Here is a 25050-nt window from a genome sequence, read left to right on the forward strand (position 1 = left end):
AAAAGATCGTACCAAATGTGAAGGAGGTGAATCCATTGGAGCAAACGAATCAAACCGAAAACAAAAAACGACGGAAATGGCTCTGGTGGTTGTTGCTATTGGCAGTACTTGCCGGTGGACTCGGGTACTATTTCTATCAATCAAAAGAAGCAGTTCCGTTGATCAGTGCAGACCTTTTGCCTGAATCTGGCGATGCCACCGATCAGCGATTATCTGAACGGGCGCAGGAAATTGCAGATGCGAATTATTTCACCCTGCAAATCAATCCAGAAGCCATTTTTGAAGATGGTCAAAGCACGGGATCCATCGAAATCGTTAATCCAGGCACCAATGTGTACCCAATCGCCGTGGATATCTCTTTACTGTCGAGCGGGGAAGTCATCTATTCTTCCGGTGCGATCTATCCAAATCAATTTGTTGAAAATGTCGCCTTGGCGACACCATTGGCAAAAGGCGAGTATCCTGCCAAAGCCACCATCAATATTTATGACCCTGAAAGCAAAGAAAAACAAGGGGTCACTGAAGCTGAATTAACGATTATCGTTAAGAATTAAAAAAAGGAAAAGTGAGGAAATAAAAATGAAAAAATTTGTAGCAGCTATTCTAAGTACAGCAACGATCGCAGGAGTAATCGCAAGCGGCACCACCGCTTTTGCGACACAAACTATTGACGGACGTGAAGGCGATACGTCAGGAGATGTCCAAGTAAACGGGATCATCGGTGAATTCGATAATACAACACCTGGACCAAATCCCGATGATTTGAACCAATGGATCAATGTAACGATTCCAACGACTGCTTTGTTCTATACGACAGAAGCGTCAAGTCATACAGAGATCGTTTCGCCTACGTACACGGTGACAAATAACTCAGCAGTTGGTGTGATCGCTTCTGTTGCAGGTGTTGATACACCATTGAATATGTCTGAAGTAGACTTGTTAAACGTAAACGGGATTGAGTTGTTTGAAAACGGCACACCAACTGTAACAGAAACAGAATTGTTTACCCTTGAAGGCAACCAAGGAACGAATGAAGGGACGTTTGCGTTCACTGGTGAAGCAACACCTGTCAATGCATCAGAAGAATCAAACCCAAGTTTCAAATTGGTCTTGAGTTTTGCGCCGGATGTAGAGGAAGACTAAAAACTGAAATCCCAGTAAAGAAGGGATCTATCGTATGAAAAAACGAAAAAGAATCATTTTTTTCATCGCTGCATTACTGGCTCTGACTGTCTGGGATCTATCAGAAACCGTTGTCGCAGAGGCGACAACAGGGCAGGTCACTGTGACTGGTCGAATTGGTGAAACAGCGAAGGAAGAGGAAGAAGCAGACGATGACAATAAGAAAACGATCGTCGCAGATGCTTCTCAAATCGGACAAGGGAAATTACCGCAAACAGGTTCTTCAAACACCACTCGTTTGATCATCCTTGGGTATGCACTCTTAGTACTGTTTGTCATTGCAGCGACAAGAAAAAAGAAGCACGGTGAAAGCGTCGCTCCTTAACTATCGTCATCGCTAGAAGCGTAAAGGAGAAACTGTGAGGAAAACTTACAGTTTCTCTTTTTTAATGAAAGAGTAGAGCGGATAAAAAATGAATCAAAAAGGTAAGCAGTCCTTAGTGATACCACAAACGCTGTATAAGTGAGGTCAGTGATAGTTTTGAAAGGATACAGAAGATGAAGATCAGGAAAGAAGCGTTTGAAAGAACCATCATAAATAGTGAATATATTGGCTACTATTATCATCTGCTGACTGCAGATTCTAGCCCCTATCCCCAAGGGGAACAAATAGATAAGATGCGTTACTTATTAGAAAATAATCACATAGAAGAAATAAAAGCGAATGCTCGCTATTTGTTCATTTTTCGTACGTATAAAGTACCTAGTGTCCTACAAAAAGAGTATCAGTTGTTGGAAGAATGCGTCTCGTACATCTCAAATTTGAACACCCATTTGTTGATGCCTCAAGAAGCAATTGAGCAAAGTCTTTCAATCAAGGCAGAAGATGAGGCGAAGGATCAAAAAGAGCATTACAAGCAGCTGGTCAGAGGGTTGCTGGATATTCTTCATTGACTACTGGACCTTGGTGTTTTTTCAGTAGCTAGAAAAAGTAGTGAATAGATAACGAGAAAGAATAGGCTGAGACTTAGGAAGAAAATAAGGGGGCTTGTTCCCCTCAAAGAAAGGAGCAAAGAAGCTTGACTGTATTTACTTCAAAGATAGAATATCTTGATGGATTTCAAAAGAAATTTACGGATTCCAATCGTGAAAATGGTGCCTTAGCCTCTTATGTAGAAAAGCAATTAACGTTACTTGATCAATTGGTAGCAGGGATTTCTCCAGAAACATTTTGGGCGATCACCCCAGATATTCTGGGAATCGATGCCAAACTGGTTTTAGTCACAGAAATGATGCGATTTGACGATTTTTCCGATGACGAGATCATCCGAATCGTCGAAAAAGATTATCGCTTTTATCTGAAAGAATTGTGCGGTTACAATCTAGGTATGGAAACGAAGCATTCTCTGGTTTTCAACGTGAGATAAATCAAGGAGGGGAATAGCCGGAATCACTTCTAGCAAAACGATTTGGTAAGAAGTGATGAGTATTTTTAATGTTTCTGCAATTAGTAAAGGTGAGCGATTGAAATAGAAGGTTTGTATCGAAAAAAAGGGTGAATAGACAAAAAGCATTCAGGAATTGGTTTCTTGAATGCTTTTTGTCTATTCATCTATCTGAAAAAGGTCTTTGCTTTGGTTTCTACTCCCTCTCATGTAAAATCACCGTTAAAACGATGCCGAATCAGTAAAAATTCTGCAAATAAAATTATTTGTGTTATATTTGAAGGGCATCTGTTCATTTTTTTAATATTCGTTTATTTTTAATCGCGTATAGTGAGAAAAATAAACGACGCGATGGCTATTTTTTTCGCATTAATTGATTAGCTGGGGAAGGTTTGTCCAAATAAAACCCTTGTTGAAGAAAAATCTCTTCTTCAAGCAAGTACTCATGGATATCCGAGGTTTCGACCCCTTCGACAATAAATTGGATTTTACGATTGCTGGCGATATTTCGCCAGAAGTCGATCAAAAAGAAAATCTCCTTTTGGGACAGCACTCGCAACGAGATAGGCGAAAATTTGATCACATCGATTTTATCCAGCATCGGTGCAATATTTGTCAGTGAATGAATGCCTGTCCCTACATCATCCAATGCGACAGAAAAGCGCATCTTTTTTATTTGGTTGATTTTGTTCATAAGAAAAGACTTGGGATCACAGGCGATAGAAGGTTCCGTATCGTCTTCGGTGATCTCAATCAAAATACGATCATGGTAGGGTGCTAAGTCAGCTAACATCAGAAAGGTTTCTGGGTAGCTGAGTTGTTGCGGGTGGATATTAAGACTGATTTTTGTTTCTTCATTCGGGTGAAGTAAGCTGAAAATTTCATTTCGGTACCATTGCAGTAAGCGAGTGTGTAGCTTTTTGTATTTGATCACTTGCTGGAAGAAGGAAAGGGGAAACCTATTTCTTTCGGTACTTCTCAATAATAATTCGTAGCCAATCACTTTCTGACTATCTGCTTTCATTTGAAAGATAGGCTGGGCATCAAAATATAATTGAGGAAATATCGATAAGAGTTCTTGTTCTATTTTCTCAGACATTGGTTTCTGCTCCTTTCTGGGGTAGTTTTATTTTTGGTTTCATGAAGTGCAGGAAAGGAAGATCGAGTTCTTTACCTGCATTGTTAAAGAATCGAGCCTTTCAAAATCATGGGCGAAGGATTTTAAAGAAAAATCTATGAAAGAAAGAAGGAATAGTGTGTTTGTCCATCTGATTTATGCTGCGATCTATTCTGTTTTAGTTGTAAGCTTGCTCATTTCGTATGATCTGTTTATCAAGAACTTCAAAGAATTGAATTTACGCTTGTCATTTAAAATTCTTATCGGTGTCGTTCTGTTCATTTCGCAAGTCTACTTTATTATATCATTTTCTTTGAACAGTATCGGTTATGTTGCGTATGAATATACGATTCCAATCTTTATTTATTATTTTGGTATCCTCAAAGAAAAAATATATCTGATTGGGCTGGTCCCCGTCATCTTGCTAACTTTTTTTGCATTGATCAATAAATTCGAATGGGGAGCCATGCTCTTTATTATCGGATTAAATTACATCATTTTAATCATTACTTGCTTATTAAAGAAAAGATTTTACGGACAGACAAATCATACTGTCTTTTATCTATTTTCGATTGTGGTTACGGTTGTCTCGCCGATGGTCAATGCATTGCTTTTTCATCGCCGTGAAGTTGGTCTTTGGGATGCTGTCACTTTAGGGATTGGATCAGTGGCAATCGTTTCTTTATGGAAGTATTATCTGCAGAATCAAAAAAACTTTCTCGAAAAAATCAATACGAAGATCATTGAGCGCAATTATGATGAGTTGACGAAGGTAAAAAATTTCCGTAGTTTGAACGAAGATATTTCAAAATTGGTGATAAACGAGAAGGATCAGCTGGTCGTGGTGATGATGGATTTAGATCATTTTAAGCAGATCAATGATCACCATGGACATCAAATCGGCAATCAAGCCTTAACCTTCTTTTCGGATAAACTGACGACATTTCTCTATCAAAAAAGTCCTTCCCATTTAATCGAAGTCTATCGGTATGGTGGCGAAGAATTTTTAGTCCTATTTAAAGAGAATACTTCCGTGTCAGTGAAAAAAATTATTGAAGAATTTCATTTGTTCTTAAGTAATGAACAGTTGAAACTAGAGGGAACACAACTGACCCTTTACTTTTCAGCAGGGATTTCAGAAGCAGGTCCTACGTTAGACATTTCAGAAATCTTTTATCAAGCGGATCAAGCATTGTACGAAGCCAAAAGGAAGGGCAGAAACCGCACGATCATATTTTCTTGAGACGCTTGCTTTTCTAAAGAAGGTTCTGCAGTCTTTTCTCAAGTAGATTGGGTGTTGTAGGAAACCAAAAGGAAAGACAAGGCCGTATGATTTTTTTAGACGAATGCTTTTCAGAAGAAGTTTTAATAAAGAGACAATGTTCGCAGGCTTCTTTGTCCAGCGTCGTAGCTTTTTCAAAAGGAAGAGGGGAAGCAATCTGGTAAGTATAACGGTTTACTAAACGGTTTCCGATTATCTTGAGAGGTTAAGCGAGGATAGAAAGGCAAGGAGAGTGCTTTTTAAGAAGTGGGAAGAAACCACTTCTTTTTTTGCACCAAGCATTGGGTAGCCGCACTTGGCAGCATCGAATTGGTTTTCTGCGTGTTTACACCCTTAGAAAGCAATGGTATATTTATTTGATAAGTAAATAAAATTATTTTTTTCCTGTGTGTAACGAAGACTGACTAAGGAGACTTCCCTATGAAACCAATTCGGCGAACACTGTACCAAGGTGCTTTATACGTAGCTATTCCTTTGATCGTGAGTCTACTGATTGGCTACTTAGCCAAATGCTCACTCCTGATTCCTGCATCCATTATTTATGGCGTTCTTTTGGTGTTTATGATCCCTTCCGACAGCTTTTTATCAAGCAGCGTGGACTACCAAACGAAAAGCATGAATCCAAGTTTTCGTCCTCCGCCATTAAAGAGAAGGATCGAAGGTGCGCCAGAAACGATCAATTTCCTCTTCGTTTTAACGGCACTGGTTTTGTGTTTGCTGCTCTTGTTGGTTGGGTAAAGGGAATTCATAGAAATTAAGTACTAAGAAGAATGTCGAAAAGAAAAGGAGAACAGCGATGAAATTACTCAAACAAATTAATTTAATGGATGATAAAAAAACAATAAAGAGATTGAATCTCGCGGCGATCCCTAGTTTTATTTTTTTCTATGTGTTCTTTACACTCTTTGTCTTAGGTGGTCATGGGTCAAATGCTGAAACTTCGTTTATTTTCGATCTTTTGCTCTTAATGGTTGCTTATTTTATTCTCATCATTATTCATGAATTGATCCATGGTGCCTTCTTCAAGCTTTTTGACCCTAAAGGGAAGGTAAAGTTTGGGTTCAAAAATGGGGTAGCGTATGCCACGAGTCCCCATTCCTTTTATTCAAAAGGGAAATTTGCCATCATTTTATTGGCGCCATTCCTTGGCATTTCTGTGGGTCTCTTTCTATTTTATTTATTTGGCTGGTTGACGGCATCTCTTTTCACCTTGATTGCTGCCGCACATGCCGCTTCTTGTGTGGGAGACTTTTACTTTCTTTTTCTGATTGTTAAAGCACCAGCGAACAGTTGTGTAGAAGATACTGAAGTGGGGTTGAATATTTATCAAGGAGAGTAGTTTATTTTTTCAATTGATCTTGGCAAAATCAAAGAGCAAGAAAATGTATGCTAGAAAATCTCTTACAAAAAAAACAAACACCTCAAAAGTGTTTGTTTTTTTGTAGGACTGTTTATGAATAACGTATATAACAAGAAGACTGTTCGGCCGACAAAAAGAAAATTTGTTTTAAACGACCGTTTTCTTACTAGCGCTTTACCGATACAACGGCAAACTACCAGCGACTTTATTGATACTCTTTTTCTTGCCTTTTAAACAAAGACCAAAATAAGCCAGTGTTTCTGTGGGAATCGTCTCAAGCGTCTGACGGTATTGCTCGTAAGAATTGGTGATCTGAGCAACGTCGGAAAAATCAATGATGGTTACTTCTGGATCAGCTTGCTGACTGATCGATTCACGAATGGTCTGCAACTGTTCCTTGTTCGTTTTTAAGATAGGAATGGGAAAGTTGACAATGCCAAGGTGTTTTCTGCCCGTCGAATCGTAAATATCTTCTCCGATTCCTTCGGGAAACAATTTGCCTAAGGTTGCGCCTAAAATTGCTGCAGTATTTGCAACTAAGCCAATCGGTAATTGTTCATCGATAATCATGACACATTTTTCTTGGTTATTCATACGTTCTCACCCCATCTTCTTGGTAAATTGTTTGGTAAGCTTTGGGGGTGACCCCAATCAAGCTTTTAAAGATACGGGTAAAATGACTTTGGTCACTAAAACCTGTCAGAAAAGCGACTTCTGCAATTGCTTCTTGTGCTTCCAGTCTTTTCTTGGCAGCACTGATGCGCACCGTACTTAAATATTGAAACGGCGACAGCCCATACGCTTTGGTAAATTGCCGAATCAAGACGTACTGATTCATTCCAAGACCGTCACTTAATTCACTCAAGGACAATTTTTCGGCATAATGTTGATCGATATAGGCTTTTGCCGCTGCGGCTTTATTTGAAACCGGATCTGTTTGTTCGTGGGTGAAATCCGCATACTGAACAAGCAGGTCGTGAAGGAGACAAGTAAAGCGTTCTTGTTTTTCAAACTCATCGCCGCGATCCGACAGCAACAGCTGGTGCACTGCATGAAATTCCTCTTTTTCTTTCACTTGGCGAATGACCGGTTCAGGAAAGTGCGGCGTCAATTGAGTGTTAAAAATTTTTTGTACTTGTACCGCCATGTTCTCCGGGGTTAAGTGGATATTGCGGTAAACCAGCTTTTCCTCTGTGAGTTGCTGGCAGCGGTGGGCAGCCTTTGGCGGAATCAAAATCAAGTCGCCTGCTTCAACGATATAGCAGGTATTTTGACAGGTGAATTGACGCGTCCCAGCTTCCATCAAGCCAATCACATAATATTCGTGCCAATGGTTGGGAAACTCCTGCTGGATGCCGTTAAATAATAAAGCCTCTACACCAAGGGTGCTATCTTGAATGATTTTTCGTTCATTTCTCATCTGCATTCTCCTTTTTGTTACTATAACAAAAGTGGTTTTTGGTGAATAGAATGATATTGACTTTTGACTATTTTTCTTGATGGAAGGCCCTTGATTGGGACTGAGAAAAGGGACTGGAGAATGTCGGGAAAGAGCGGATCAGCCTTGAAGAAAGAACAGCAGTATATTTTGACGATTCTATGGAATGAATCAAAGCAAATAGACCATGCACCGTGAAAAAAATAACGATAAATCCTTGGTATTTGAAAGTTTTATTGATGGAAGTATGGTACCATTTGACTGCAGTAAAGTTTGTGACGGTGGCTATCTTTGAAAGGTGGTGGTGCTTATGAATGTAAGTACTAACTCTTCAGAAAGGAGAAGCCTTTTTGTCCACAGCGGAAGCAATCGGGCTAATGATCAGTTTTGGTACATTTACCGCCATGCTGATCTTTGGTATCCTAGCCGCAGTGAAAAATGACAAAAAAAAATAACCGTCGACTTTAACAGGGAAACGGTTATCTTTTAAGTTAAAAAACCTGTCGCCGTCTTAAATGGCGCTGCAGAGGGGTTGTGGCAACAACTCCTCTTTACATAGTTAGTATAGCAAGAAGAGAGTGATTTTTCAACTTTAACAAGGATATTTTCAAACAAAATCGATAAGCGACATAGGCAAAACCTTATTCTCAATTGGAATAAGGTGTTCGATGTAGTCATTTTTGAAAAGTGTTCGAACATCTAAAAACGAATGCAATGTTTAAAGAAAAGGGAAGCATTATTATCGAAACTAGCGGCTAATAAGTTCCAGATAAATTCTGGTACATTTATTGCCGTGCTGCTCTTTCATATCCTAGCCACAGTGAAAAATAACAAAAAAATAACCGTCGACTTTAGCAAGGAAACGGTTATTTTTTTACTAATAAAACCCTGTCACCTTCTTAAAAGGTGCTAGAGAGGAGTTGTGGCAACAGATTTCTTCTATACAGATCACTATCGATCATATTCGTGAATGCTAATCTACCAATCGCTCGAGATCGTAGGAAAAACCGTTTTGCTTACTTAGTTCCTTGTAAAACAAGCCACTTTTCTTTATTGTACGTTTCTGTGTGGCTAAATCTAAAGAAACTAAGCCGTAGCGGTTTTTATATGCATTGATCCATGACCAACAATCAATGAATGTCCATAGATGATACCCTTTTATATTACAGCCATCTTGAATTGCTTTCCATAAATAGGCGAGATGATCCTGGATAAATTCAATGCGATAGTCATCAATCACCTGTCCATTTTCATCCATGAACCGTTCTTCATTAGCAACACCCATACCGTTTTCTGAGATAAAGGATTCAATATTTCCATAGTTATTTTTGATGTCCATACATAAATCATAAATTCCTTTTTCATAGATTTCCCATCCACGATATTCATTCATTCGACGACCAGGCATAATATGCGGTTCAAAGAACCATTCTGGTAAGAATGGACTTTCTAAATTAACGGCAGAAGTTCTTGCTTTGACACGGCGTGGTTCATAGTAGTTTAGACCAAGTATCTGCGCGGTATTCTCTTCAATAATTTTTAGGTCTGTGTCATTGAAATCAACGGGTAATTGGTCATATTCTTCCAGCAAAGAGACTAGTTTTTCTGGAAATACTCCTTTGACCATGGGATCTAAGAAACTACGAGTATAAAAAAGATCCGCAATTTCTGCTGCTTTTTTATCTGCTGAATTTTGGCTTCTTGGGAAAGTCGGACTCAAATTGAGAATTACTCCGATTTTGCTAGATAGCTGGTATTTTTTAAAAGTTTGAATGGCTTTTGCATGGGCTAATATGGTAAAGAACGCTGCTTGAGCACCACGTTTAAAATCAATGAGATTTGGATAGTGAAAATCTTCTAAATAAGAGCCCAAGATTGGCCCCAAAGGTTCGTTAAAGGTGAACCAATGATAAACTAAGTCGCCAAACGCTAGAAAACAGGTATCAGCAAAATTTACATAAGCTTCAACAACTTCACGTGATTCCCATCCCCCTTTATCTTGTAATTTTGCTGGCATGTCAAAATGATAGAGATTCGCAAAAACTTTGATATTATTATTTTTCATTTCGGTAAAAAGATCTCGATAATAGGCTATCGCTTTCTCGTTCGCTTTACCAACCCCATCATTTGGAAACATTCGTGCCCATGAGATAGACACCCGAAATGAATTGTGCCCGGTTTGTTTCATCAATTGAATATCTTCGTGGTAACGATGGATATGGTCTGTCGTAATACTAGGTCCAATTCGTTTATAAAAACGATGAGGTTCTTCGTGAAACCACCGATCCCATACGGTCTCTGCTTTTCCTGTTTCTCCACGCCCTTCAGATTGTTCTGCTGACCAAGCGGATCCCCACCAAAAGTCATCTGGAAATGTTAACTGAGTATGTATTGACATTATCGTTTCCTCCTGTTCGTTTTTAACAGTGTAACATTGCTTTTGATATAAATAAATACTTTTTATTAAAAATATATATCTTTTTATGGTGGGTATGGTTTTAGCTGTAAAAAGACAATTTTTATGTTAAAGTATAAGTAATAGAGATGAGTATGAGGGAGTAAGTTATGAAGAAACAGCCAAAATATATGGAGGTTTATACGGAGGTAAAGAAAAAAATTGCCAATGGAACCTATCAAATCGGTGAAAAATTACCTACGGGCGATGAACTTGCGTATGAGTATCAAACAAGTAAGCTCACTGTGAAGAAAGGTATTGATATGCTAGTATCAGAGGGAGTTTTACGAACACGTAGTGGATTTGGAACGGAAGTTCTACGCAGACCAATTGATAATTCGAAAGTGTTTGGACCAAATGAAGGTCTTTTTGATTTAGTAGGGGAAGAACATGTGACTTCTGAAATCCATACGTTCTCAATTGAGTTGCCATCGAATGAAGTTGCAGAAATTTTAGAAATAAATCAAAAAGAGTATGTCTATAATATTATTAGAAGTCGTTTTATTGATGAACAGCCTTATTCTATTGAGCAAACGTTTATGCCGCTTTCTGTTATACCGGGGTTAGAACCAAAGCATTTGAAACGTTCTGTATATGGCTACATTACAAATGAGCTTGGTCTAGAGATTAAATCTTCCCATATTTGGATCAAAGGGGATGTGGCAAATGATTTCGATGCGGAAATTCTTTCTGTAAAACCAGGCGAGTTTATGATAGAGGTAGACAAAGTGGTGTCATTGTCTTCTGGTATACCGTTTGAATATTCTCTTTCGAGACATTTATACAAAGATTTTATTTTTGAAGCAGTTTTTGTTGAGAAGTGAAGACTAACGAATTTCGTTGGTCTTTTTTTTGACTTTCAAAAAAGATATATAATTTTGAATAAAGATATTTACTTTTTAGGGGAGCTGGTGTATGATCATCCCATAAGCAATCGCTTACAACTAAAAAAGGAGACTGATTGGAATTATGAGTAAAAAAGATGCTATTTTTGAAAAGTTCGGAATAATAGCCACAAGGTTAGGGAACCAGATTCATCTTCGAACACTAAGGGATGCTTTCGCCACTTTTATGCCTTTTATGATGTTGGCGGGATTTGTTACATTGATCAACTATGTTATTTTAGAGCCAACAGGATTTATGGGAAATATTATTGATCCAGCAACATTAACGACGATTCAAGAGATCGGGACTTCCATCAGTAATGGAACGCTAAGTATAACGACACTATTAGTTGTTGCGGCAGTTTCTTATCATATGTGTGTTAGCAGAAATTATACAAATCATATTGCTGCTGTTCTAGTCGCTATTTCAACGTTTATTGTTCTCACCCCTATGATGACGATGTTTACACCAGAAGGAAGTCAAGAAGCGCTGGAAGTAGGTGGGGTTATTCCTGTCACTCATACTGGTGCGTCAGGAATGTTCGTTGGAATTTTTGTGGGCTTAGCTGCTACGGAACTCTTTATTAAGTTATCTAATAATAAAAAGTTACAAATTCAATTGTCAGGAAATATCCCTCCAGCTGTGTTGAAGTCTTTTAACGTCCTTATTCCGATCATGATTACCGTGACTACCTTCGCAATTGGTTCATTTGCTGTCAATCAATTATTCAATATGGATGTTAATTCGTTGATTACTACTCTAATCACTGGGCCTTTAAGTAGGGTAACGACAGGTTTACCAGGGTTCCTCTTAATTACCTCAATTGCAAATCTCTTTTTTGGGTTTGGAATTCATCAAGCAGTGATATCAGGTTCACTTCTCGATCCGTTCTTGATTCAAAATATGCAAGAGAATATGGCTGCTTATGCGAATAGGGAAGATATTCCACATATCATAAACATGGCATTTAAAGATACGTTTGCTGTTATGGGAGGGTCAGGAAATACTATTGCTTTGCTAATTGCTATTTTTATCTTTAGTCGTCGTAAAGATTACAAAGACTTTGCAAAATTATCCGTAACTCCAGCACTTTTTAATATCAGTGAACCAATCATTTTTGGTTTACCAATTGTTTTCAATATTAGTTTGATTATTCCATTTGTATTGGCACCGATTTTTTCCCTAACAGTTGCATATTTTGCGACAGCTGTTGGTTTGATCAATCATGTAGTCGTGCAGATACCTTGGACCACTCCTCCCGTCATATCTGGATTTTTAGCAACTGGTGGCGATTGGCGAGCATCAGTCTTACAAATTGCGATCATTGCTGTGAGTGTTTTTATCTACTTACCATTTTTACGTATCGATGAAAAAGTTACCTCAACAATAGGAAATGAAGAGTCAAATGATTGAGAAGAGGAAACTTCACAAGATTTTTTGAAGTCGTCTCAAACCAAAGGGAAGTGAAACAAATAAACTGAACAAATCTATATAACAAAAAGAGACCACATAGATGTATGTGAGTCTCTTTTTTTGTGGAAATATCGGTCGGTGAACTTGTGTTTAGACGGAAAGAATTACCTGAAGAATTTATTAGCAAGAATTTTTTTATACAAATCTATTGAGTTTCCATTCTATTTCTCACGGTTTTGGCTAACTTTTCAATAATATACATTGCCGGTATCTGGGTTGTAATATCAGCTTCATTAATTTTTTCTAGCGAAATATTATAGGTTATTGAAATATCAGCTAATTTAGAAAGTGTTGAATTAGAGCTGCTGGTAATTCCTATTACTGAGCTTTCTGATAGATTCAAATGATTTAAATATTGAATGATTTCTGTGGTCTCGCCGGAAACGGATAAAGCGACGATACACATTTTTTTTGCTAACTCAGTGGATAGGTAATTAATAGGATAATTACTAGGATCTTCAATGCGAATCGCCATGTTAAATAGTGACGAGAAATAAAGAGAACCATATTCAGCAACAACATTTGAGGAGCCTACGCCAATAAAAATAATCAGCTCTTTTTCCATCAATAAGTGAACTGCCTCATCAAATTTATCTTCAAAGAATTTGTCTTGTGTCCGTGCTAAAAAATTCAAGAGTTCACTCTCAAAATCAAGTGTTTTTACCTCTTTTTCTTCTTTAAGAGATTCGAGATACGCACTAAGGTAAATTTTAAATTCAGAAAAACCGGTACAGCGAAATTTTTTACAAAAGCGTAATACGCTGGCAGTACTCGTATGACTTTTCTCAGCTAATTCTCGAATACTCATGGAAGCAACTGCATTTACCTCTGAAATAATTGCTTTATATACCTCAATATCCGTTTCATTTAAGTCTGGTTGATAGTCAAGAAACAACATAGTAATCCCCTCCTGTTACAAATTGTAACAGGATTGTAACCGGTGTCAATCGTCTGTTTTTGTAACCGTTTACTTAAAAGCGGTATTTAAGGGGATAAAAATAATCTATACTGACCATGTAGTTAAGTTAAAGGAGTGTTTCAGGATGGATAAAGGAATAAAAATTGCAACAATTGGCGGTGGATCAAGTTATACACCAGAATTGATAGAAGGATTTATTAAACGATATGCTGAATTACCGATTTCAGAATTATGGCTTGTGGATATTGAACAAGGAAGAGAGAAATTAGAAATAGTTGGGGAACTTGCTAAACGTATGGTAAAAAAAGCGAACCTTCCAATGAAAATTTATATGACTCTTGATCGTGAAGCGGCATTAAAGGATGCGGACTTCGTTACGACGCAATTTCGTGTAGGTCTTTTGGAAGCGCGAGCGAAAGACGAGAGAATTCCTTTAACATATGACACGATTGGACAAGAAACGAATGGTCCAGGAGGGCTTTTTAAAGGATTACGCACGATTCCTGTTATCTTAGAAATAGTGAAAGATATGGAGCGCCTTTGCCCAGAAGCATGGCTGATCAACTTCACTAATCCAGCTGGCATGGTGACAGAAGCTGTCTTACGCCATAGCAATATGCGTAGAGTAGTAGGTTTGTGTAATGGACCAATTGGAATAGAACGTGGCATTGCAGAAACATTAAAAGTACCCAAAGAAGAATTATATGTTGAATTTACTGGGCTAAATCATATGGTTTTTGCGAAAAAGATTTATCATAAAGGGATTGATGTGACCCAAAAAGTACTTACATTGATGACGCAAGATACTGGCGATGCAGTTGGTCTGAAAAACATTGCTGATTTAGAATGGGAACCAAATTTTTTCCGAACACTTGGCATGATTCCCATCGGCTATTTAAGGTATTACTATCAAACAGCTACTATGTTGTCTGAGCAAAAACGATCAGCAGAGAAAGAAGGAACTCGTGCAGAAGTTGTGCAGAAAATCGAGCATGAGTTGTTTGAACTTTATAAAGATGAACATCTAGCAATCAAACCACCTCAATTGTCAGAACGTGGGGGCGCTTATTATAGTGAAGCAGCATGTAATTTAATTAATTCCATCTATAATGACAAACGTGATATTCAAACGGTCAATACAAGAAATAATGGTGCCATCAGTGATATCGATTGTGATTCAGCGGTTGAAGTAAATTGTTTGATTACAAAACAAGGACCGATCCCTTTGACTACAGGTGAATTACCTATTCCTATCAAAGGACTAGTTCAACAAATTAAGTCTTTTGAACGTATAGCGGCCCAAGCAGCTGTTACGGGAGACTATAACACTGCTTTATTAGCGATGACGATCAATCCCTTAGTTCCAAGTGATAGGACAGCAAAGCAACTACTTGATGAAATGCTTTTAGCACACAAAGAATATCTGCCGAATTTTTTTAAAGGAGAATGACAATGAAAGTAAAATACTATGTTGAGGCAAATTACCAAGAAGTCAGTAAGATCTGTGCAAAACTCATTTTAGATGTCTTAGAAGAAAAGCCAAATGGGTTATATTGCTTTGCAGGTGGTGATACACCCGTAGGAACGCTTAACATCATTGCAGAAGCAGCAATCAACAAAGAAATAGATTTATCCCAGGCAAAGTTTATTGAACTAGATGAATGGGTTGGAATCGATCCGAAAAATGAAGGCAGTTGTCTATCCTATTTAAAAAGAAACTTATTCAATCGGGTTCCTATTGACCTAAAGCAACTTCACACATTTGATCCTTTAGCCGATGATTTAAATGAGGAATGCAAAAAAGCTGATAAATTTATCGAGGAGAATGGAGGATTAACACTGAGTTTGCTTGGGGTTGGAGAAAATGGTCACTTAGGTTTTAATGAGCCTGGTTCGTCCTTCGAAGATAAAGCTCATATAGTGAACTTAGACGAATCAACCCAAAGTGTTGGGAAAAAATATTTTTCAGACGAGAAAGTTGATCGTACGAAAGGAATTACGTTAGGGATAGGACAATTATTACAATCTGGAACAATGATCGTACAAGCTAGTGGAGCAAAAAAGAAATCTGCGATACAACAGTTTCTATGCGGTACGATTACAAAAGAGTGTCCAGTTACTTCTCTATGGTTGCACAAAGATCCTGTATTGGTGGTTGATAAGGAAGTCGTGAACTAAAAGGAGGAAAAAAGATGCAGGTCATTGAGAACAAGGTATTGCCTATATTGCTGAAAATAGGCAATAGTAAACACTTAGTTGCTATAAGAAATGGGATTTCCATGACGATTCCTTTTACTATTGTTGGAAGTATCTTCCTAATCATTGGTAACTTTCCAATACAGTCATGGATGGATTTTGTGTCAAATTGGGGGCCGCAGTTGAATGCACCAGTCAATGTTACGTTCGGAATCCTTGGACTGATATCTGCAATTGGCATAGGCTATCATTTAGGAAAAGAGTTTGGTGTTGATGCTATTTCTAATTCGATGCTCACAACTATCGGCTTTCTTCTAGCAACATTAAACGATGACTGGACGATAAATTTGGCTAATTTTGGTGCTAGTGGTATGTTTACCGCGATCATTGTTGGGGTATTTGTCACTCATGCTTTTAAATGGTTTGTCACTCATAATATTGTAATAAAAATGCCAGAAGGTGTGCCGCCCACTGTAGCAACTTCTTTTGCAACGTTAATCCCAGGGGCATTTATTCTGACCGTTATATGGATCGTCAGAACTTTATTAGGGGTTGATATCAATGAAATCATTACTATTGTTTTCCAACCTTTAATGCAAGGGATGGGAACACTCCCAGGCATGCTGTTATACACACTTCTCGTTTGTTTGCTATGGATATGTGGAATCCACGGAGACAATGTTTTGTCTGGAATTGCGACCCCTGTTTTCCTAAGTTATCTTGCTGATAATACGGCAGCTTTTCAAAGTGGTGCAGAAGTACCTCATGTTTTTGCCGATGGATTTTGGATTGTCTTTATGTGTTTAGGCGGAACTGGAGCAACACTCGGTCTAGTGTTAAATATGCTCCATTCCAGAAGTAAGATGTATAAGTCGATTGGACGATTATCTTTGCCGTCAGCTATTTTTTGTATCAATGAACCGGTTATTTTTGGTTTGCCTATTGTGATGAATCCTGTAATGCTTATTCCGTTTATAGCAACGCCTATGGTCCTATGTATCGGTACGTATATCTTAATGAATATTGGTATAGTAGGACCGATTGTTATTCAAGTTCCATGGACTATTCCTCCTATTATTGGTCCTTATTTAGCTACTAATGGTAGTATTGGAGCAGCCGTTTGGTCTTTTGTATCGATTTTCATTTCATATTTTATTTATATGCCATTTTTCAAAATATTGGAAAAGCAGCAAGTGAAAAATGAAACCGCAGAGGCGCAAGAAACGGGAACAACGATTCCTGTTAGTATAAGTGAGTAGATAGAAAAAGCTTATTTTCCATCAGTCATTAAGATAAGTCTTTTAGGTATCAGAAAATAACTTTAAAAAAGTATATTGGAAAAATGACGATTGCTTTTAATGATTCTGATAGTTTCAATAATAAAACAACAAATAGCATCATTATCTAAGCGAATCAGTAAATGATTCGCTTTTTTTAATGTTGTATTTTTTATCATTTGCTTCTATCAATAAAACCTTCTCGAATACTTTATTGGATGTTATGGTAATCCTTGAAATCTCCTCTTCGGTCCATCGTTTAAAAAAAACGGAGTTTCAGTTGTGCCGAGAAATGATGGCGATTTCATTTTGTGCAAGCTATAGTTTAGGTGGGGGTAGCAAATATGATTCATTTCAAATTGACGTATCTGTTTTCAGAACCAAATATTGAGGCGTTTCTTCAGTTGACGAAGTGGAGGGATGAGGAATTTCTGGCGGAGATTGCCAAGATCAATCAAATCACTGAACAGCGGTTGAATCAACGAATCACGATGCATGAGGGAGAAGTTTTGATTCCTTCGCTGATTCAACGAAAATGGGCGGAAATTCTTTTCGATGTCCAGAAGAACACGTTGTTTTTTTCGGAAGAAGAGCGGCGGTCCTTGATTTATCTTCTGACTTTTTCAGCAGAGAAAGACTTATCCGTCTACCAGTTTCAAGAGCTGTTCTATGTCAGTAAAAATACGATTTTGAAGGATTTAAAGGGGATCAGAGAGGAACTTGCAGCTTTCAAGATTCAACTATTGTACTCTCGAAAATATGGCTTTTATCTAGAGGGAGAGGAATATCAGATTCGCGCTCTTGCTTTTCGAAAAGTCAGTGCGTTATCCAATACGAAAAATGGGAATTTGCTTTTATTTGAGGGAATCTATGAGCAGAATAAAACGATGTATATTCAAATAAGAGATCGTTTGTCCGCAACATTGACTGCCTTCAATCTGGTGATCGTACCGAGCCGCTTCGAAGAAATGCTTTATTTTCTTAATTATTTATCCTTTCGGATGGCAGAAACGTCTGTTTCTTTAGCGGAGACAGAAACATCGCTGCTACAGTCGCTGCATGTCCATCAAGTTAGTCAGCAGTTTTTAGCAGAATTTCCTGCCATCAAAGATCGGAAAACAGAAGAACTTTATGTAACGATCCTGTTGAAAACGATTCTGCAAGGAGATATCGAAGATACTTCATTAGAGTTTTTATTGGAATGTGCCAGTAAGATCATTCATGAAATGGAACGGCTGGCAGCTATCGAGTTTGTGGACTATCGCACCCTTTTGATGAACACATTCTATCATCTTGTCCCGGCGTATTTTCGAATCCGCTACGGTTTTCCACTGGAGAATGTACTGATTGAAGAAATCAAGCTGCAATACAATGAGTTGTTTGAACTGACGAGACGAGCACTGGGTTCTTTAGAAGACCTAGTCGGTACGATCCCTGATGAAGAAATCGGTTATTTTACGATTTTGTTTGGTGGAGAAATCAGTAAACAAAAGGCCAAACGTGATTACTTCCAATTGAATGCATTAGTTGTCTGCCCAAGCGGCATCAGTTCATCCTTGATTTTGGAATCAGAATTAAAGGAACTGTTTCCCCAGATCCATTTTTTTCCGGCTCGTTCGATCGAAGAGTATGAAAATGTTCGTTTCAATGACGAGATTGATCTGATTTTTTCCAGTGCCCCGATCAAAACCAAACGACCATGTTATGTGATCAATCCGATTATGACGCCCATTGAGAAGGATGAACTGCTTAGAAACGTACAAGCGGCATTCTTTCCTTCAAAAACTGGTTTGCATTCCATTGACGATGTGTTAGAAGTGATTTTGCCCTATGTTGATTTAAAAGCAGGCATCAGTAAGCAAAAGCTGAGAAAAATTTTGCAAAGAAAAATCAATCGAGAATTGAATAGAAGGGAAGACCAACGTCCGATGTTATCAGATTTATTAACAGCAGAAACCATCCAATTTACTGAGGTGCCGCTGACTTGGCAAGAAGCCATTCGAGAAGCTGCTGCGCCATTAAAAAAGACCAATAAAATTGAGGAACAGTATATAACCGCCATGATCAATAAAGTGGTAGATCACGGTCCTTTTATCCATATTGGAAAAGGCATCGCTTTGCCCCATGCGCGTCCAGAAGATGGGGTCAATGCGATCGGGATGTCGTTATTAAAAGTCAAAGAGCCAGTGCTTTTAAATGATGATCCGCAACACCCCATTCAAGTGTTTATATGTTTGGCGGCGGTTGACAATGAGCTCCATCTAAAAGCGTTAGCGAGTTTAACAAAAATTTTGTCGAATAATGAAAAACTAACTGCGTTACTTTCCGCAACCACTGCGGATCAAATAATTGAAGTGATCAGAGAAGGAGAAGATGAAAAATGAAATTTGCAGCAGTGTGTGGGTCAGGATTAGGATCAAGTTTTATGGTGGAGATGAATATCAATTCTGTTTTAAATGAATTGGGTGTCTCAGGTGTGGAAGTGTCCCATTATGATTTAGGAAGTGCCGCACCCGATATGGCGGATGTTTTCTTTGTTGGTGGCGATTTAGCCGATAGTGCGCAGCATCTAGGTGAGATCGTGGTGTTAGACAGTATTATCGATCTCGATGAATTGAAGCAAAAGGTTCAAGCCGTTTGTCAGGAAAAAGGATTACTATAAAAAGGAGTAGACAGTCATGAACGAATTTTTAGATATTCTTGTTGATATCGCGAGTACCCCAGCGATCTTAGTTGCGCTGATCGCCGTTTTGGGGAATGTGCTGCAGAAAAAAGACATTGCCACGATCGTCAAAGGGGGCATCAAAACCTTTGTTGGGTTTCTCGTGGTCACTGCCGGGGCTGGGGTGATCGAAAGCTCTCTGGCGCCATTTGGGGAGATGTTCCAAGCAGCCTTTAACATGCAAGGGGTCGTACCTAATAACGAAGCGATCGTTGCGCTAGCGTTGACGACATACGGCACCTATACCGCACTTATTATGTTAGCCGGAATGGCCTTCAATATTTTGATTGCCCGTATCACTCGCTTTAAATACATTTATTTGACTGGGCATGCCACGTTGTATATGGCTTGCATGATTGCGGTGATTTTGAGCGTTACTGGAATGAATACTTTTAATCTAGTTTTATTTGGCGGCTTAGCGTTAGGGATCTGTAACACGATTTTCCCAGCGATCGCACAACCGTTTACTCGAGAAATTACTAAAAATGATTCCGTCGCATTGGGGCATACGGGGAACTTCGGCTACGCATTGAGCGGGTTGATTGGGAAATACGTCGGCAATAAGGAAAAATCTACCGAAGACATCAATTTTCCGAAAGGCCTGTCTTTCTTGCGGGACTCTACTGTTAGTATCACGATTACGATGGCTATTGTATACGTGATCGTAGCAATTTTTGCTGGGAGTGAATTTATTACAGAAAATCTTAGCAATGGCACGAACTCGATCATTTATTCGTTGCAGCAAGCTGGTTCGTTTGCCGCTGGTGTCTTTGTGATTTTAGCTGGTGTCCGTCTGATTTTGGCAGAAATCGTACCAGCCTTTAAAGGGATTTCCGAAAAGCTTGTTCCTAATGCGATTCCTGCATTGGATTGCCCGATCGTCTTTCCTTATGCGCCAAATGCTGTTCTGATTGGTTTTCTAACCAGCTTTGTCGGTGGGATCGTTAGTTTGATCATCATGGTCTTCACAGGAACAACCGTTATTATTCCAGGTGTCGTGCCCCATTTCTTCTGTGGCGCAACAGCAGGTGTTTACGGCAATGCAACGGGTGGTGTGCGAGGCGCCGTGATTGGTTCCTTTATTCATGGGATCATTATCAGCTTCATGCCGATCTTGTTGATGCCAGTCATGGGGGATCTTGGGTTCCAAGGATCAACTTTCTCTGATACCGACTATGGAGTTGCAGGGATCTTCCTAGGAAACTTAGCCAATATGGGCGGTCAAATCGCCATCTTCTCAGGGATAATTGCGGTAGTCGCGGTCTTGATCGGATTGACGATTTTCAAGAAAAACAGCCGGGCAAAATCTGTTTCTGAATAAATAGAGGATGGAGGGATAAATAGTGGCAATCAGTGAACAAGAATACCACGAACTCGAAAGATTAGCGGCAAAGATTCGTTTAGATACCCTTTGCAGCATCAAGAAAATGGGGCAAGGCCATCTGGGCGGTTCCTTTTCAATTGTTGAATTATTAGCCGTTTTGTACGGCAAACAGCTGCGGGTCAATCCACAAGATCCACAGTGGGCGGATCGTGACCGACTCGTTTTATCAAAAGGACATGCTGGCGCCGCACTGTACAGCGCATTAGCAAATACGGGCTATTTTGATCGGTCGTGGTTATGGACGATCAATGAGGGCGGCACGAGACTGCCTTCCCATCCGGATCGCTGGAAAACGCCGGGGGTTGATGCCACCACAGGTTCACTGGGGCAGGGGACTTCAATGGCTGCCGGGATCGCGACGGGTCTGCGCTTGGCAGGGAAGGACAATTTTGTTTATTTGATCGTCGGGGACGGCGAACTAAATGAAGGACAGTGCTGGGAAGCCTTCCAATACATTGCCCACTTCAAACTGAATCACTGTATCGTCATTATTGATGACAATAAAAAACAGCTAGATGGGCCAACCAAAGACATTCTTGATCCCTTTGACATCCAGCAGAAGATGACTGCATTTGGCTTTTATACAGAAAAAGTTCCAGGAGCAGACATGCAAGCCATTGATGAGGCAATCGAGCGCTGCAAAGCGATCGAAGACCAAGCGGTTTGCATTGTCTTGGACAGCGTGAAAGGACAAGGCATTCCTTTCTTTGAAGAATTAGATGCCAATCACTCCGTGAAGTTTACCACGGATGAAATCAATCAAGCGGCAGAAGCGGCAATCAAAGAATTGACGATAAAAATCGAAGGAGGACGCTAAGGCATGTTTACATTAAGCAAAACCACTGCTGCTGGTAAAGAGCTGCGAACATGTGTCGTTGACACATTGGTGGAACTCATGGATGAAAATAACCAGCTAGTTGCGTTGGATGCCGACCTTGGCTCTGCCAGCGGCTGGACAGCGATTGCCAACAAACATCCCCAACGCTTTATCAACATGGGGATCGCGGAAGCCAATATGGTTGGCGTCGCTGCTGGCTTGAGTTTAACTGGCTATACACCTTTTATCCACACTTTTGGGCCATTTGCAACGCGCCGGGTATTCGATCAGCTGTTTATTTCTGGCGGCTATGGCGGCAATACGATCAATATTTACGGTTCTGATCCGGGGTTTGCAGTCGGACACAACGGCGGCACCCATACGACATGGGAAGATGTGGCTTTGATGCGAATGATTCCCCAATCGATCGTCTGCGATGCAGCGGATGAAGTCCAAATGGCGTGGATCATAAAAACCTTTAGCCAATTATCCGGCGTTCATTACGTACGAGGCAATCGGAAAGCTGTTCCAACGATTTATGAAAAAGGCTCGACCTTTGAACTAGGGAAAGGCAATGTTTTAAGACCAGGCGATGAACTGTTGTTGATTGCCAGTGGCCAACTGGTTTCTGAAACACTGCAAGTGGCAGAAGAATTAGCAGAAATAGGAATCAGCTGCGAAGTGATCGACATGTTCACCATCAAACCGATCGATAAAGAATTGATCATCCGCGAAGTTCAGGGAAAACGGCAAGTCATCACCATCGAAAATCATTCTATCACCGGTGGACTAGGGAGTGCCGTCGCCGAAGTGCTTGCTGAAACTGGCAGTGCTGTTCCCTTAAAACGTATTGGTGTCAACGAACGATTTGGCCAAGTCGGCACACCCGATTTCCTGCAAAAAGAATATGGCTTAGATGCTGCTTCAATCAAGCAGCAAATCGTCGAGGGGAAGGTCAGGGGATAGAAAAAGGAAGCATCAACGAATCAATGGTTGGTGCTTCCTTCTCATTTATTTCAGGTCTTGCGAAAAACGTCAAACAACGCGTCAGTTCTGCTGTTTGACGTTTTTTTATGAACTATGACAAAAACCAGCGCCGTAACTTTTCTGCTTCGGTTAATGGGAAGTAGAACAGCTTACTTTCGGTGAAGGTATCTTCGGTTTTGATGGTCAACTGTGACTTGCCCAGACCTTTTTTGTGCTGCCAATACGTCGTGGTGACGGTGAAATCTTGGATTTTATTTTTCTTCAGATAAGCGGTCACCTTTGTTAAGCCGCGAATCGTTTGACACAACAATACATGGTTATCTAAAAATTGATACCCTTGTATTTTGCCCCGCCAGATGCTTGATAACACGAAGGAGCCAAAGGACACGAAGAAAATCAGCGCTAACCACCAGAAAAAGAAGGCGGAGATTCCTACAACAAGCAGCCCGATAAGCAGTGGCCAACGGCAAAAGTACCAAAAGTTGGGTCGCGGATTTTTCACTAGAGCGGTTTGTTGAAACGACCATTCAGGTAAAAAGCGGGCCAATGTTTCGGTCAGCTGCGCCTCTTTCAAAATGGGGAACAGATAGACCGTATCATCGCTTTCTGAAGAACTGCCAGCAGCCAGCAGTAACTTGACGGAGCTTAGATGAAAGATTCGGCGATAAAGATTTTGTTCGACACTTAGCCCTTGGATCCTAGCGAGGGGAATCGTTTGGTGTCGTTTAGAAAACAAGCCTTGCGTGATCAGCAGCTGTTGTTGGTTCGTTTCCACCGTAAAGCCATAATAACGGAAAAGATTTCTAGCGATCGCAAGGAAGAAAAACAAAATTAACAGCCCCAGCAAAAGCGCAGCACCTAATAAAAGGCCGAGTTGTTGCAATTCCGATGCATAGGTAAAGAGATTGGGAATGTTGTCGATCACGTTGTAGCCGATGACTAGAACCAAGGTGAAAACAGAAAAATCAGTGATAGAAAACAAGAAAATCTCCTTGAATTTCAAAGTGAATGTTTCTAACGGCGGATTTGCTGTTTCCTCACCCGAAAAAACAGTAGCGTAATTATTGGTTGGTTCTTCTCCACTAGCTGCTTGGGCAGTCGGCTCTTGTGGTGTCGCAGCCGCTTTTTTTGACGCTTCGATGGAGGCAATGAGAGCCAGCGGCAACGCTGGGAAAAGAATTTCGGCTTCGCCACTCGAACTTGCGGCGCTTTCCAACTTTACTTCAGCTAGTTTAAACGGACGTAAATAAAAGTAATGATTCTCTTGAATCGTTTGAATGCGTTCAAACGGCAAAATCGTTTGTTTTTGGATAAAGAGTCCTTTGTTGACTAGCACACTTGTTTGATCGATTTGAAAGGTAAAGCGGGTGTAAGACAGTACCGCAAAAATCAGACAGACCAGTAAAAATAGCAGAATGCCGCCCAGAATCATCGGCAAAGAAGGGGCGTCGTTGAATAATTTGAATACAAGCAGAAACGCTAGTACCAGAAAATTTTTGCAATTTTTGAACCAGTAAAGTCCAATGCACAGCAACGGCAGTCGTTGTTTTTCATAGATCATCTTTGACCACCTCGACTAAAGTCATAATGGTTTCTCGCAAGCGTTCGGCTTGCGCCACTGGTAGGCCTTCAATGGTGTGGTTGGTGGCAGCCGTATGGATCTGTAAGGAGACTAAGGAGTATTTTCGCAAAAAGATCCCTTGGTCTGTTTCGATATGCTGGATTCGGCGGATCGGAATATACGTGGTGCTGCGGAATAGATAGCCGTGTTGAATGGCGATATCATTTTCTTGGATCTCGTAGCGATGGAATTTGTAACGGTAGCTCATTAGCACAAAAGAAAGCAGATGGCTGATCAAAGTCAGCGCCAATAAGCTTGACCAAAGGGTGATCACCCAGAAATGCAGCCAGTTTTGCGTGGCTAGAAACCAAAAAGAAGCAGCGAAAATCAGGCTGAAAATAATCAGTGACGTAATCCTTCGCAACCGCCAAACACGAATGATGGTTTGAGGCATTTGTTCATTTAATAAGGGATAATTCAAGGGAAACATCCTCTCTACATAGAAATAAATAGGGTTACCCACAAATATAGTGGAGATAGAAGAAAAAAACAAGCTTAGAAATTAAAAATAGTTAATTGTGATTTAAATAGTGTAGCTCTATCGAACAAA

The 25050-nt window shown here is 39.8% G+C and carries 25 protein-coding genes and 1 pseudogene; 19 read left to right on the plus strand and 7 right to left on the minus strand.

Features of this window, described 5'->3' with window-relative positions:
- Positions 1-35: 35 nt before the first annotated feature.
- The 5 genes from A5882_RS07365 (at position 36) to A5882_RS07385 (ending at position 2549) form a co-directional block, all read left to right on the plus strand.
- Positions 36-554, plus strand: a complete 519-nt coding sequence (locus tag A5882_RS07365; RefSeq protein WP_034871937.1) for a hypothetical protein — start codon at positions 36-38, stop codon at positions 552-554.
- 25 nt (positions 555-579) lie between these two features.
- Positions 580-1143, plus strand: coding sequence for a hypothetical protein (locus tag A5882_RS07370; RefSeq protein WP_008377887.1), 564 nt, complete (start codon positions 580-582; stop codon positions 1141-1143).
- A 34-nt stretch (positions 1144-1177) separates the two neighbouring features.
- Positions 1178-1507 carry an LPXTG cell wall anchor domain-containing protein gene (locus tag A5882_RS07375; RefSeq protein WP_008377889.1) on the plus strand — a complete coding sequence of 110 codons (330 nt, stop codon included), beginning with the start codon at positions 1178-1180 and terminating at the stop codon, positions 1505-1507.
- Between the two features lie 173 nt (positions 1508-1680).
- A complete protein-coding gene (locus A5882_RS07380; RefSeq protein WP_061053740.1) occupies positions 1681-2076 on the plus strand; it encodes a hypothetical protein in 396 nt (131 codons plus the stop codon).
- A gap of 125 nt (positions 2077-2201) precedes the next feature.
- The gene (locus A5882_RS07385; protein ID WP_016611346.1) at positions 2202-2549 is read left to right on the plus strand and encodes a hypothetical protein; all 348 of its coding nucleotides are present in this window, start codon (positions 2202-2204) and stop codon (positions 2547-2549) included.
- A 373-nt stretch (positions 2550-2922) separates the two neighbouring features.
- Here the strand turns inward: A5882_RS07385 and A5882_RS07390 are convergent, their stop codons facing one another.
- Positions 2923-3666, minus strand: a complete 744-nt coding sequence (locus A5882_RS07390; RefSeq protein ID WP_061053741.1) for an EAL domain-containing protein — start codon at positions 3664-3666, stop codon at positions 2923-2925.
- A 136-nt stretch (positions 3667-3802) separates the two neighbouring features.
- On the opposite strand from A5882_RS07390, the gene A5882_RS07395 reads away from it, so the two are divergent.
- From A5882_RS07395 to A5882_RS07405, 3 genes are all read left to right on the plus strand, one after another.
- Positions 3803-4927, plus strand: a complete 1125-nt coding sequence (locus A5882_RS07395; RefSeq protein WP_223273077.1) for a GGDEF domain-containing protein — start codon at positions 3803-3805, stop codon at positions 4925-4927.
- Between the two features lie 459 nt (positions 4928-5386).
- Positions 5387-5704, plus strand: a complete 318-nt coding sequence (locus A5882_RS07400; protein ID WP_086372604.1) for a hypothetical protein — start codon at positions 5387-5389, stop codon at positions 5702-5704.
- Between the two features lie 58 nt (positions 5705-5762).
- A complete protein-coding gene (locus A5882_RS07405) occupies positions 5763-6305 on the plus strand; it encodes a DUF3267 domain-containing protein (protein WP_016611343.1) in 543 nt (180 codons plus the stop codon).
- 195 nt (positions 6306-6500) lie between these two features.
- Here the strand turns inward: A5882_RS07405 and A5882_RS07410 are convergent, their stop codons facing one another.
- Both A5882_RS07410 and A5882_RS07415 read right to left on the minus strand, forming a co-directional pair.
- On the minus strand, positions 6501-6920 hold the full coding sequence (locus A5882_RS07410; protein ID WP_086372605.1) for a DUF2000 domain-containing protein: 420 nt from the start codon (positions 6918-6920) through the stop codon (positions 6501-6503).
- Positions 6913-7746 (minus strand): AraC family transcriptional regulator, encoded by an 834-nt coding sequence (locus A5882_RS07415; RefSeq protein WP_086372606.1) that lies wholly within the window; start codon positions 7744-7746, stop codon positions 6913-6915. Before A5882_RS07415 ends, A5882_RS07410 begins: the two co-directional genes overlap by 8 nt.
- Before the next feature lie 328 nt (positions 7747-8074).
- Here A5882_RS07415 and A5882_RS07420 point away from each other — a divergent pair.
- Positions 8075-8219: pseudogene (locus A5882_RS07420) on the plus strand (putative holin-like toxin).
- Between the two features lie 518 nt (positions 8220-8737).
- Here A5882_RS07420 and A5882_RS07430 read toward each other — a convergent pair.
- A complete protein-coding gene (locus A5882_RS07430) occupies positions 8738-10162 on the minus strand; it encodes a glycoside hydrolase family 1 protein (protein ID WP_086372608.1) in 1425 nt (474 codons plus the stop codon).
- Between the two features lie 167 nt (positions 10163-10329).
- On the opposite strand from A5882_RS07430, the gene A5882_RS07435 reads away from it, so the two are divergent.
- On the plus strand, positions 10330-11043 hold the full coding sequence (locus tag A5882_RS07435; RefSeq protein ID WP_086372609.1) for a GntR family transcriptional regulator: 714 nt from the start codon (positions 10330-10332) through the stop codon (positions 11041-11043).
- A gap of 145 nt (positions 11044-11188) precedes the next feature.
- Positions 11189-12517 carry a PTS sugar transporter subunit IIC gene (locus A5882_RS07440; protein WP_016611335.1) on the plus strand — a complete coding sequence of 443 codons (1329 nt, stop codon included), beginning with the start codon at positions 11189-11191 and terminating at the stop codon, positions 12515-12517.
- A 205-nt stretch (positions 12518-12722) separates the two neighbouring features.
- Here A5882_RS07440 and A5882_RS07445 read toward each other — a convergent pair whose 3' ends face one another.
- On the minus strand, positions 12723-13475 hold the full coding sequence (locus A5882_RS07445; protein ID WP_005232077.1) for a MurR/RpiR family transcriptional regulator: 753 nt from the start codon (positions 13473-13475) through the stop codon (positions 12723-12725).
- Positions 13476-13620: 145 nt separating this feature from the next.
- Here A5882_RS07445 and A5882_RS07450 point away from each other — a divergent pair, with 145 nt between their 5' ends.
- The 8 genes from A5882_RS07450 (at position 13621) to A5882_RS07485 (ending at position 22858) form a co-directional block, all read left to right on the plus strand.
- On the plus strand, positions 13621-14946 hold the full coding sequence (locus A5882_RS07450) for a 6-phospho-beta-glucosidase (RefSeq protein WP_016619912.1): 1326 nt from the start codon (positions 13621-13623) through the stop codon (positions 14944-14946).
- A gap of 2 nt (positions 14947-14948) precedes the next feature.
- Positions 14949-15674: a glucosamine-6-phosphate deaminase gene (locus tag A5882_RS07455; RefSeq protein WP_086372610.1), complete on the plus strand. Its 726-nt coding sequence runs from the start codon at positions 14949-14951 to the stop codon at positions 15672-15674.
- 14 nt (positions 15675-15688) lie between these two features.
- Positions 15689-16951 carry a PTS sugar transporter subunit IIC gene (locus A5882_RS07460; protein WP_005232072.1) on the plus strand — a complete coding sequence of 421 codons (1263 nt, stop codon included), beginning with the start codon at positions 15689-15691 and terminating at the stop codon, positions 16949-16951.
- A 362-nt stretch (positions 16952-17313) separates the two neighbouring features.
- Entirely contained in the window at positions 17314-19353 is a 2040-nt protein-coding gene (locus A5882_RS07465) for a BglG family transcription antiterminator (RefSeq protein ID WP_086299098.1), read from the plus strand.
- Positions 19350-19631: a PTS sugar transporter subunit IIB gene (locus A5882_RS07470; RefSeq protein ID WP_005227537.1), complete on the plus strand. Its 282-nt coding sequence runs from the start codon at positions 19350-19352 to the stop codon at positions 19629-19631. The genes A5882_RS07465 and A5882_RS07470 overlap by 4 nt, the downstream gene beginning before the upstream one ends.
- 16 nt (positions 19632-19647) lie before the next feature.
- The gene (locus A5882_RS07475) at positions 19648-21012 is read left to right on the plus strand and encodes a PTS ascorbate transporter subunit IIC (protein WP_086299099.1); all 1365 of its coding nucleotides are present in this window, start codon (positions 19648-19650) and stop codon (positions 21010-21012) included.
- Between the two features lie 22 nt (positions 21013-21034).
- On the plus strand, positions 21035-21892 hold the full coding sequence (locus tag A5882_RS07480; protein ID WP_005232060.1) for a transketolase: 858 nt from the start codon (positions 21035-21037) through the stop codon (positions 21890-21892).
- Between the two features lie 3 nt (positions 21893-21895).
- Positions 21896-22858, plus strand: a complete 963-nt coding sequence (locus A5882_RS07485; protein WP_086372611.1) for a transketolase family protein — start codon at positions 21896-21898, stop codon at positions 22856-22858.
- Between the two features lie 112 nt (positions 22859-22970).
- Here A5882_RS07485 and A5882_RS07490 read toward each other — a convergent pair whose 3' ends face one another.
- Both A5882_RS07490 and A5882_RS07495 read right to left on the minus strand, forming a co-directional pair.
- Complete coding sequence (locus A5882_RS07490) at positions 22971-24440, minus strand: PH domain-containing protein (RefSeq protein WP_086372612.1); 1470 nt, start codon at positions 24438-24440, stop codon at positions 22971-22973.
- Positions 24430-24921 carry a PH domain-containing protein gene (locus A5882_RS07495; RefSeq protein ID WP_034878068.1) on the minus strand — a complete coding sequence of 164 codons (492 nt, stop codon included), beginning with the start codon at positions 24919-24921 and terminating at the stop codon, positions 24430-24432. Before A5882_RS07495 ends, A5882_RS07490 begins: the two co-directional genes overlap by 11 nt.
- Between the last annotated feature and the right edge of the window lie 129 nt (positions 24922-25050).

The organism is Enterococcus sp. 4E1_DIV0656 (assembly GCF_002140695.1).
GTDB lineage: Bacteria > Bacillota > Bacilli > Lactobacillales > Enterococcaceae > Enterococcus_D > Enterococcus_D entomosocium.

What these genes read in the sequence shown, in the direction of transcription:
- A5882_RS07400 (WP_086372604.1), top strand. Translation starts at nt 5,387, where the DNA reads ATGAAACCAATTCGGCGAACACTGTACCAAGGTGCTTTATACGTAGCT.
- A5882_RS07445 (WP_005232077.1), bottom strand. Translation starts at nt 13,475, where the DNA reads ATGTTGTTTCTTGACTATCAACCAGACTTAAATGAAACGGATATTGAG.
- A5882_RS07455 (WP_086372610.1), top strand. Translation starts at nt 14,949, where the DNA reads ATGAAAGTAAAATACTATGTTGAGGCAAATTACCAAGAAGTCAGTAAG.
- A5882_RS07470 (WP_005227537.1), top strand. Translation starts at nt 19,350, where the DNA reads ATGAAATTTGCAGCAGTGTGTGGGTCAGGATTAGGATCAAGTTTTATG.
- A5882_RS07460 (WP_005232072.1), top strand. Translation starts at nt 15,689, where the DNA reads ATGCAGGTCATTGAGAACAAGGTATTGCCTATATTGCTGAAAATAGGC.
- A5882_RS07370 (WP_008377887.1), top strand. Translation starts at nt 580, where the DNA reads ATGAAAAAATTTGTAGCAGCTATTCTAAGTACAGCAACGATCGCAGGA.
- A5882_RS07380 (WP_061053740.1), top strand. Translation starts at nt 1,681, where the DNA reads ATGAAGATCAGGAAAGAAGCGTTTGAAAGAACCATCATAAATAGTGAA.
- A5882_RS07490 (WP_086372612.1), bottom strand. Translation starts at nt 24,440, where the DNA reads ATGATCTATGAAAAACAACGACTGCCGTTGCTGTGCATTGGACTTTAC.
- A5882_RS07485 (WP_086372611.1), top strand. Translation starts at nt 21,896, where the DNA reads ATGTTTACATTAAGCAAAACCACTGCTGCTGGTAAAGAGCTGCGAACA.
- A5882_RS07435 (WP_086372609.1), top strand. Translation starts at nt 10,330, where the DNA reads ATGAAGAAACAGCCAAAATATATGGAGGTTTATACGGAGGTAAAGAAA.
- A5882_RS07450 (WP_016619912.1), top strand. Translation starts at nt 13,621, where the DNA reads ATGGATAAAGGAATAAAAATTGCAACAATTGGCGGTGGATCAAGTTAT.
- A5882_RS07440 (WP_016611335.1), top strand. Translation starts at nt 11,189, where the DNA reads ATGAGTAAAAAAGATGCTATTTTTGAAAAGTTCGGAATAATAGCCACA.
- A5882_RS07375 (WP_008377889.1), top strand. Translation starts at nt 1,178, where the DNA reads ATGAAAAAACGAAAAAGAATCATTTTTTTCATCGCTGCATTACTGGCT.
- A5882_RS07410 (WP_086372605.1), bottom strand. Translation starts at nt 6,920, where the DNA reads ATGAATAACCAAGAAAAATGTGTCATGATTATCGATGAACAATTACCG.
- A5882_RS07390 (WP_061053741.1), bottom strand. Translation starts at nt 3,666, where the DNA reads ATGTCTGAGAAAATAGAACAAGAACTCTTATCGATATTTCCTCAATTA.
- A5882_RS07415 (WP_086372606.1), bottom strand. Translation starts at nt 7,746, where the DNA reads ATGAGAAATGAACGAAAAATCATTCAAGATAGCACCCTTGGTGTAGAG.
- A5882_RS07395 (WP_223273077.1), top strand. Translation starts at nt 3,803, where the DNA reads ATGAAAGAAAGAAGGAATAGTGTGTTTGTCCATCTGATTTATGCTGCG.
- A5882_RS07465 (WP_086299098.1), top strand. Translation starts at nt 17,314, where the DNA reads ATGATTCATTTCAAATTGACGTATCTGTTTTCAGAACCAAATATTGAG.
- A5882_RS07430 (WP_086372608.1), bottom strand. Translation starts at nt 10,162, where the DNA reads ATGTCAATACATACTCAGTTAACATTTCCAGATGACTTTTGGTGGGGA.
- A5882_RS07405 (WP_016611343.1), top strand. Translation starts at nt 5,763, where the DNA reads ATGAAATTACTCAAACAAATTAATTTAATGGATGATAAAAAAACAATA.
- A5882_RS07475 (WP_086299099.1), top strand. Translation starts at nt 19,648, where the DNA reads ATGAACGAATTTTTAGATATTCTTGTTGATATCGCGAGTACCCCAGCG.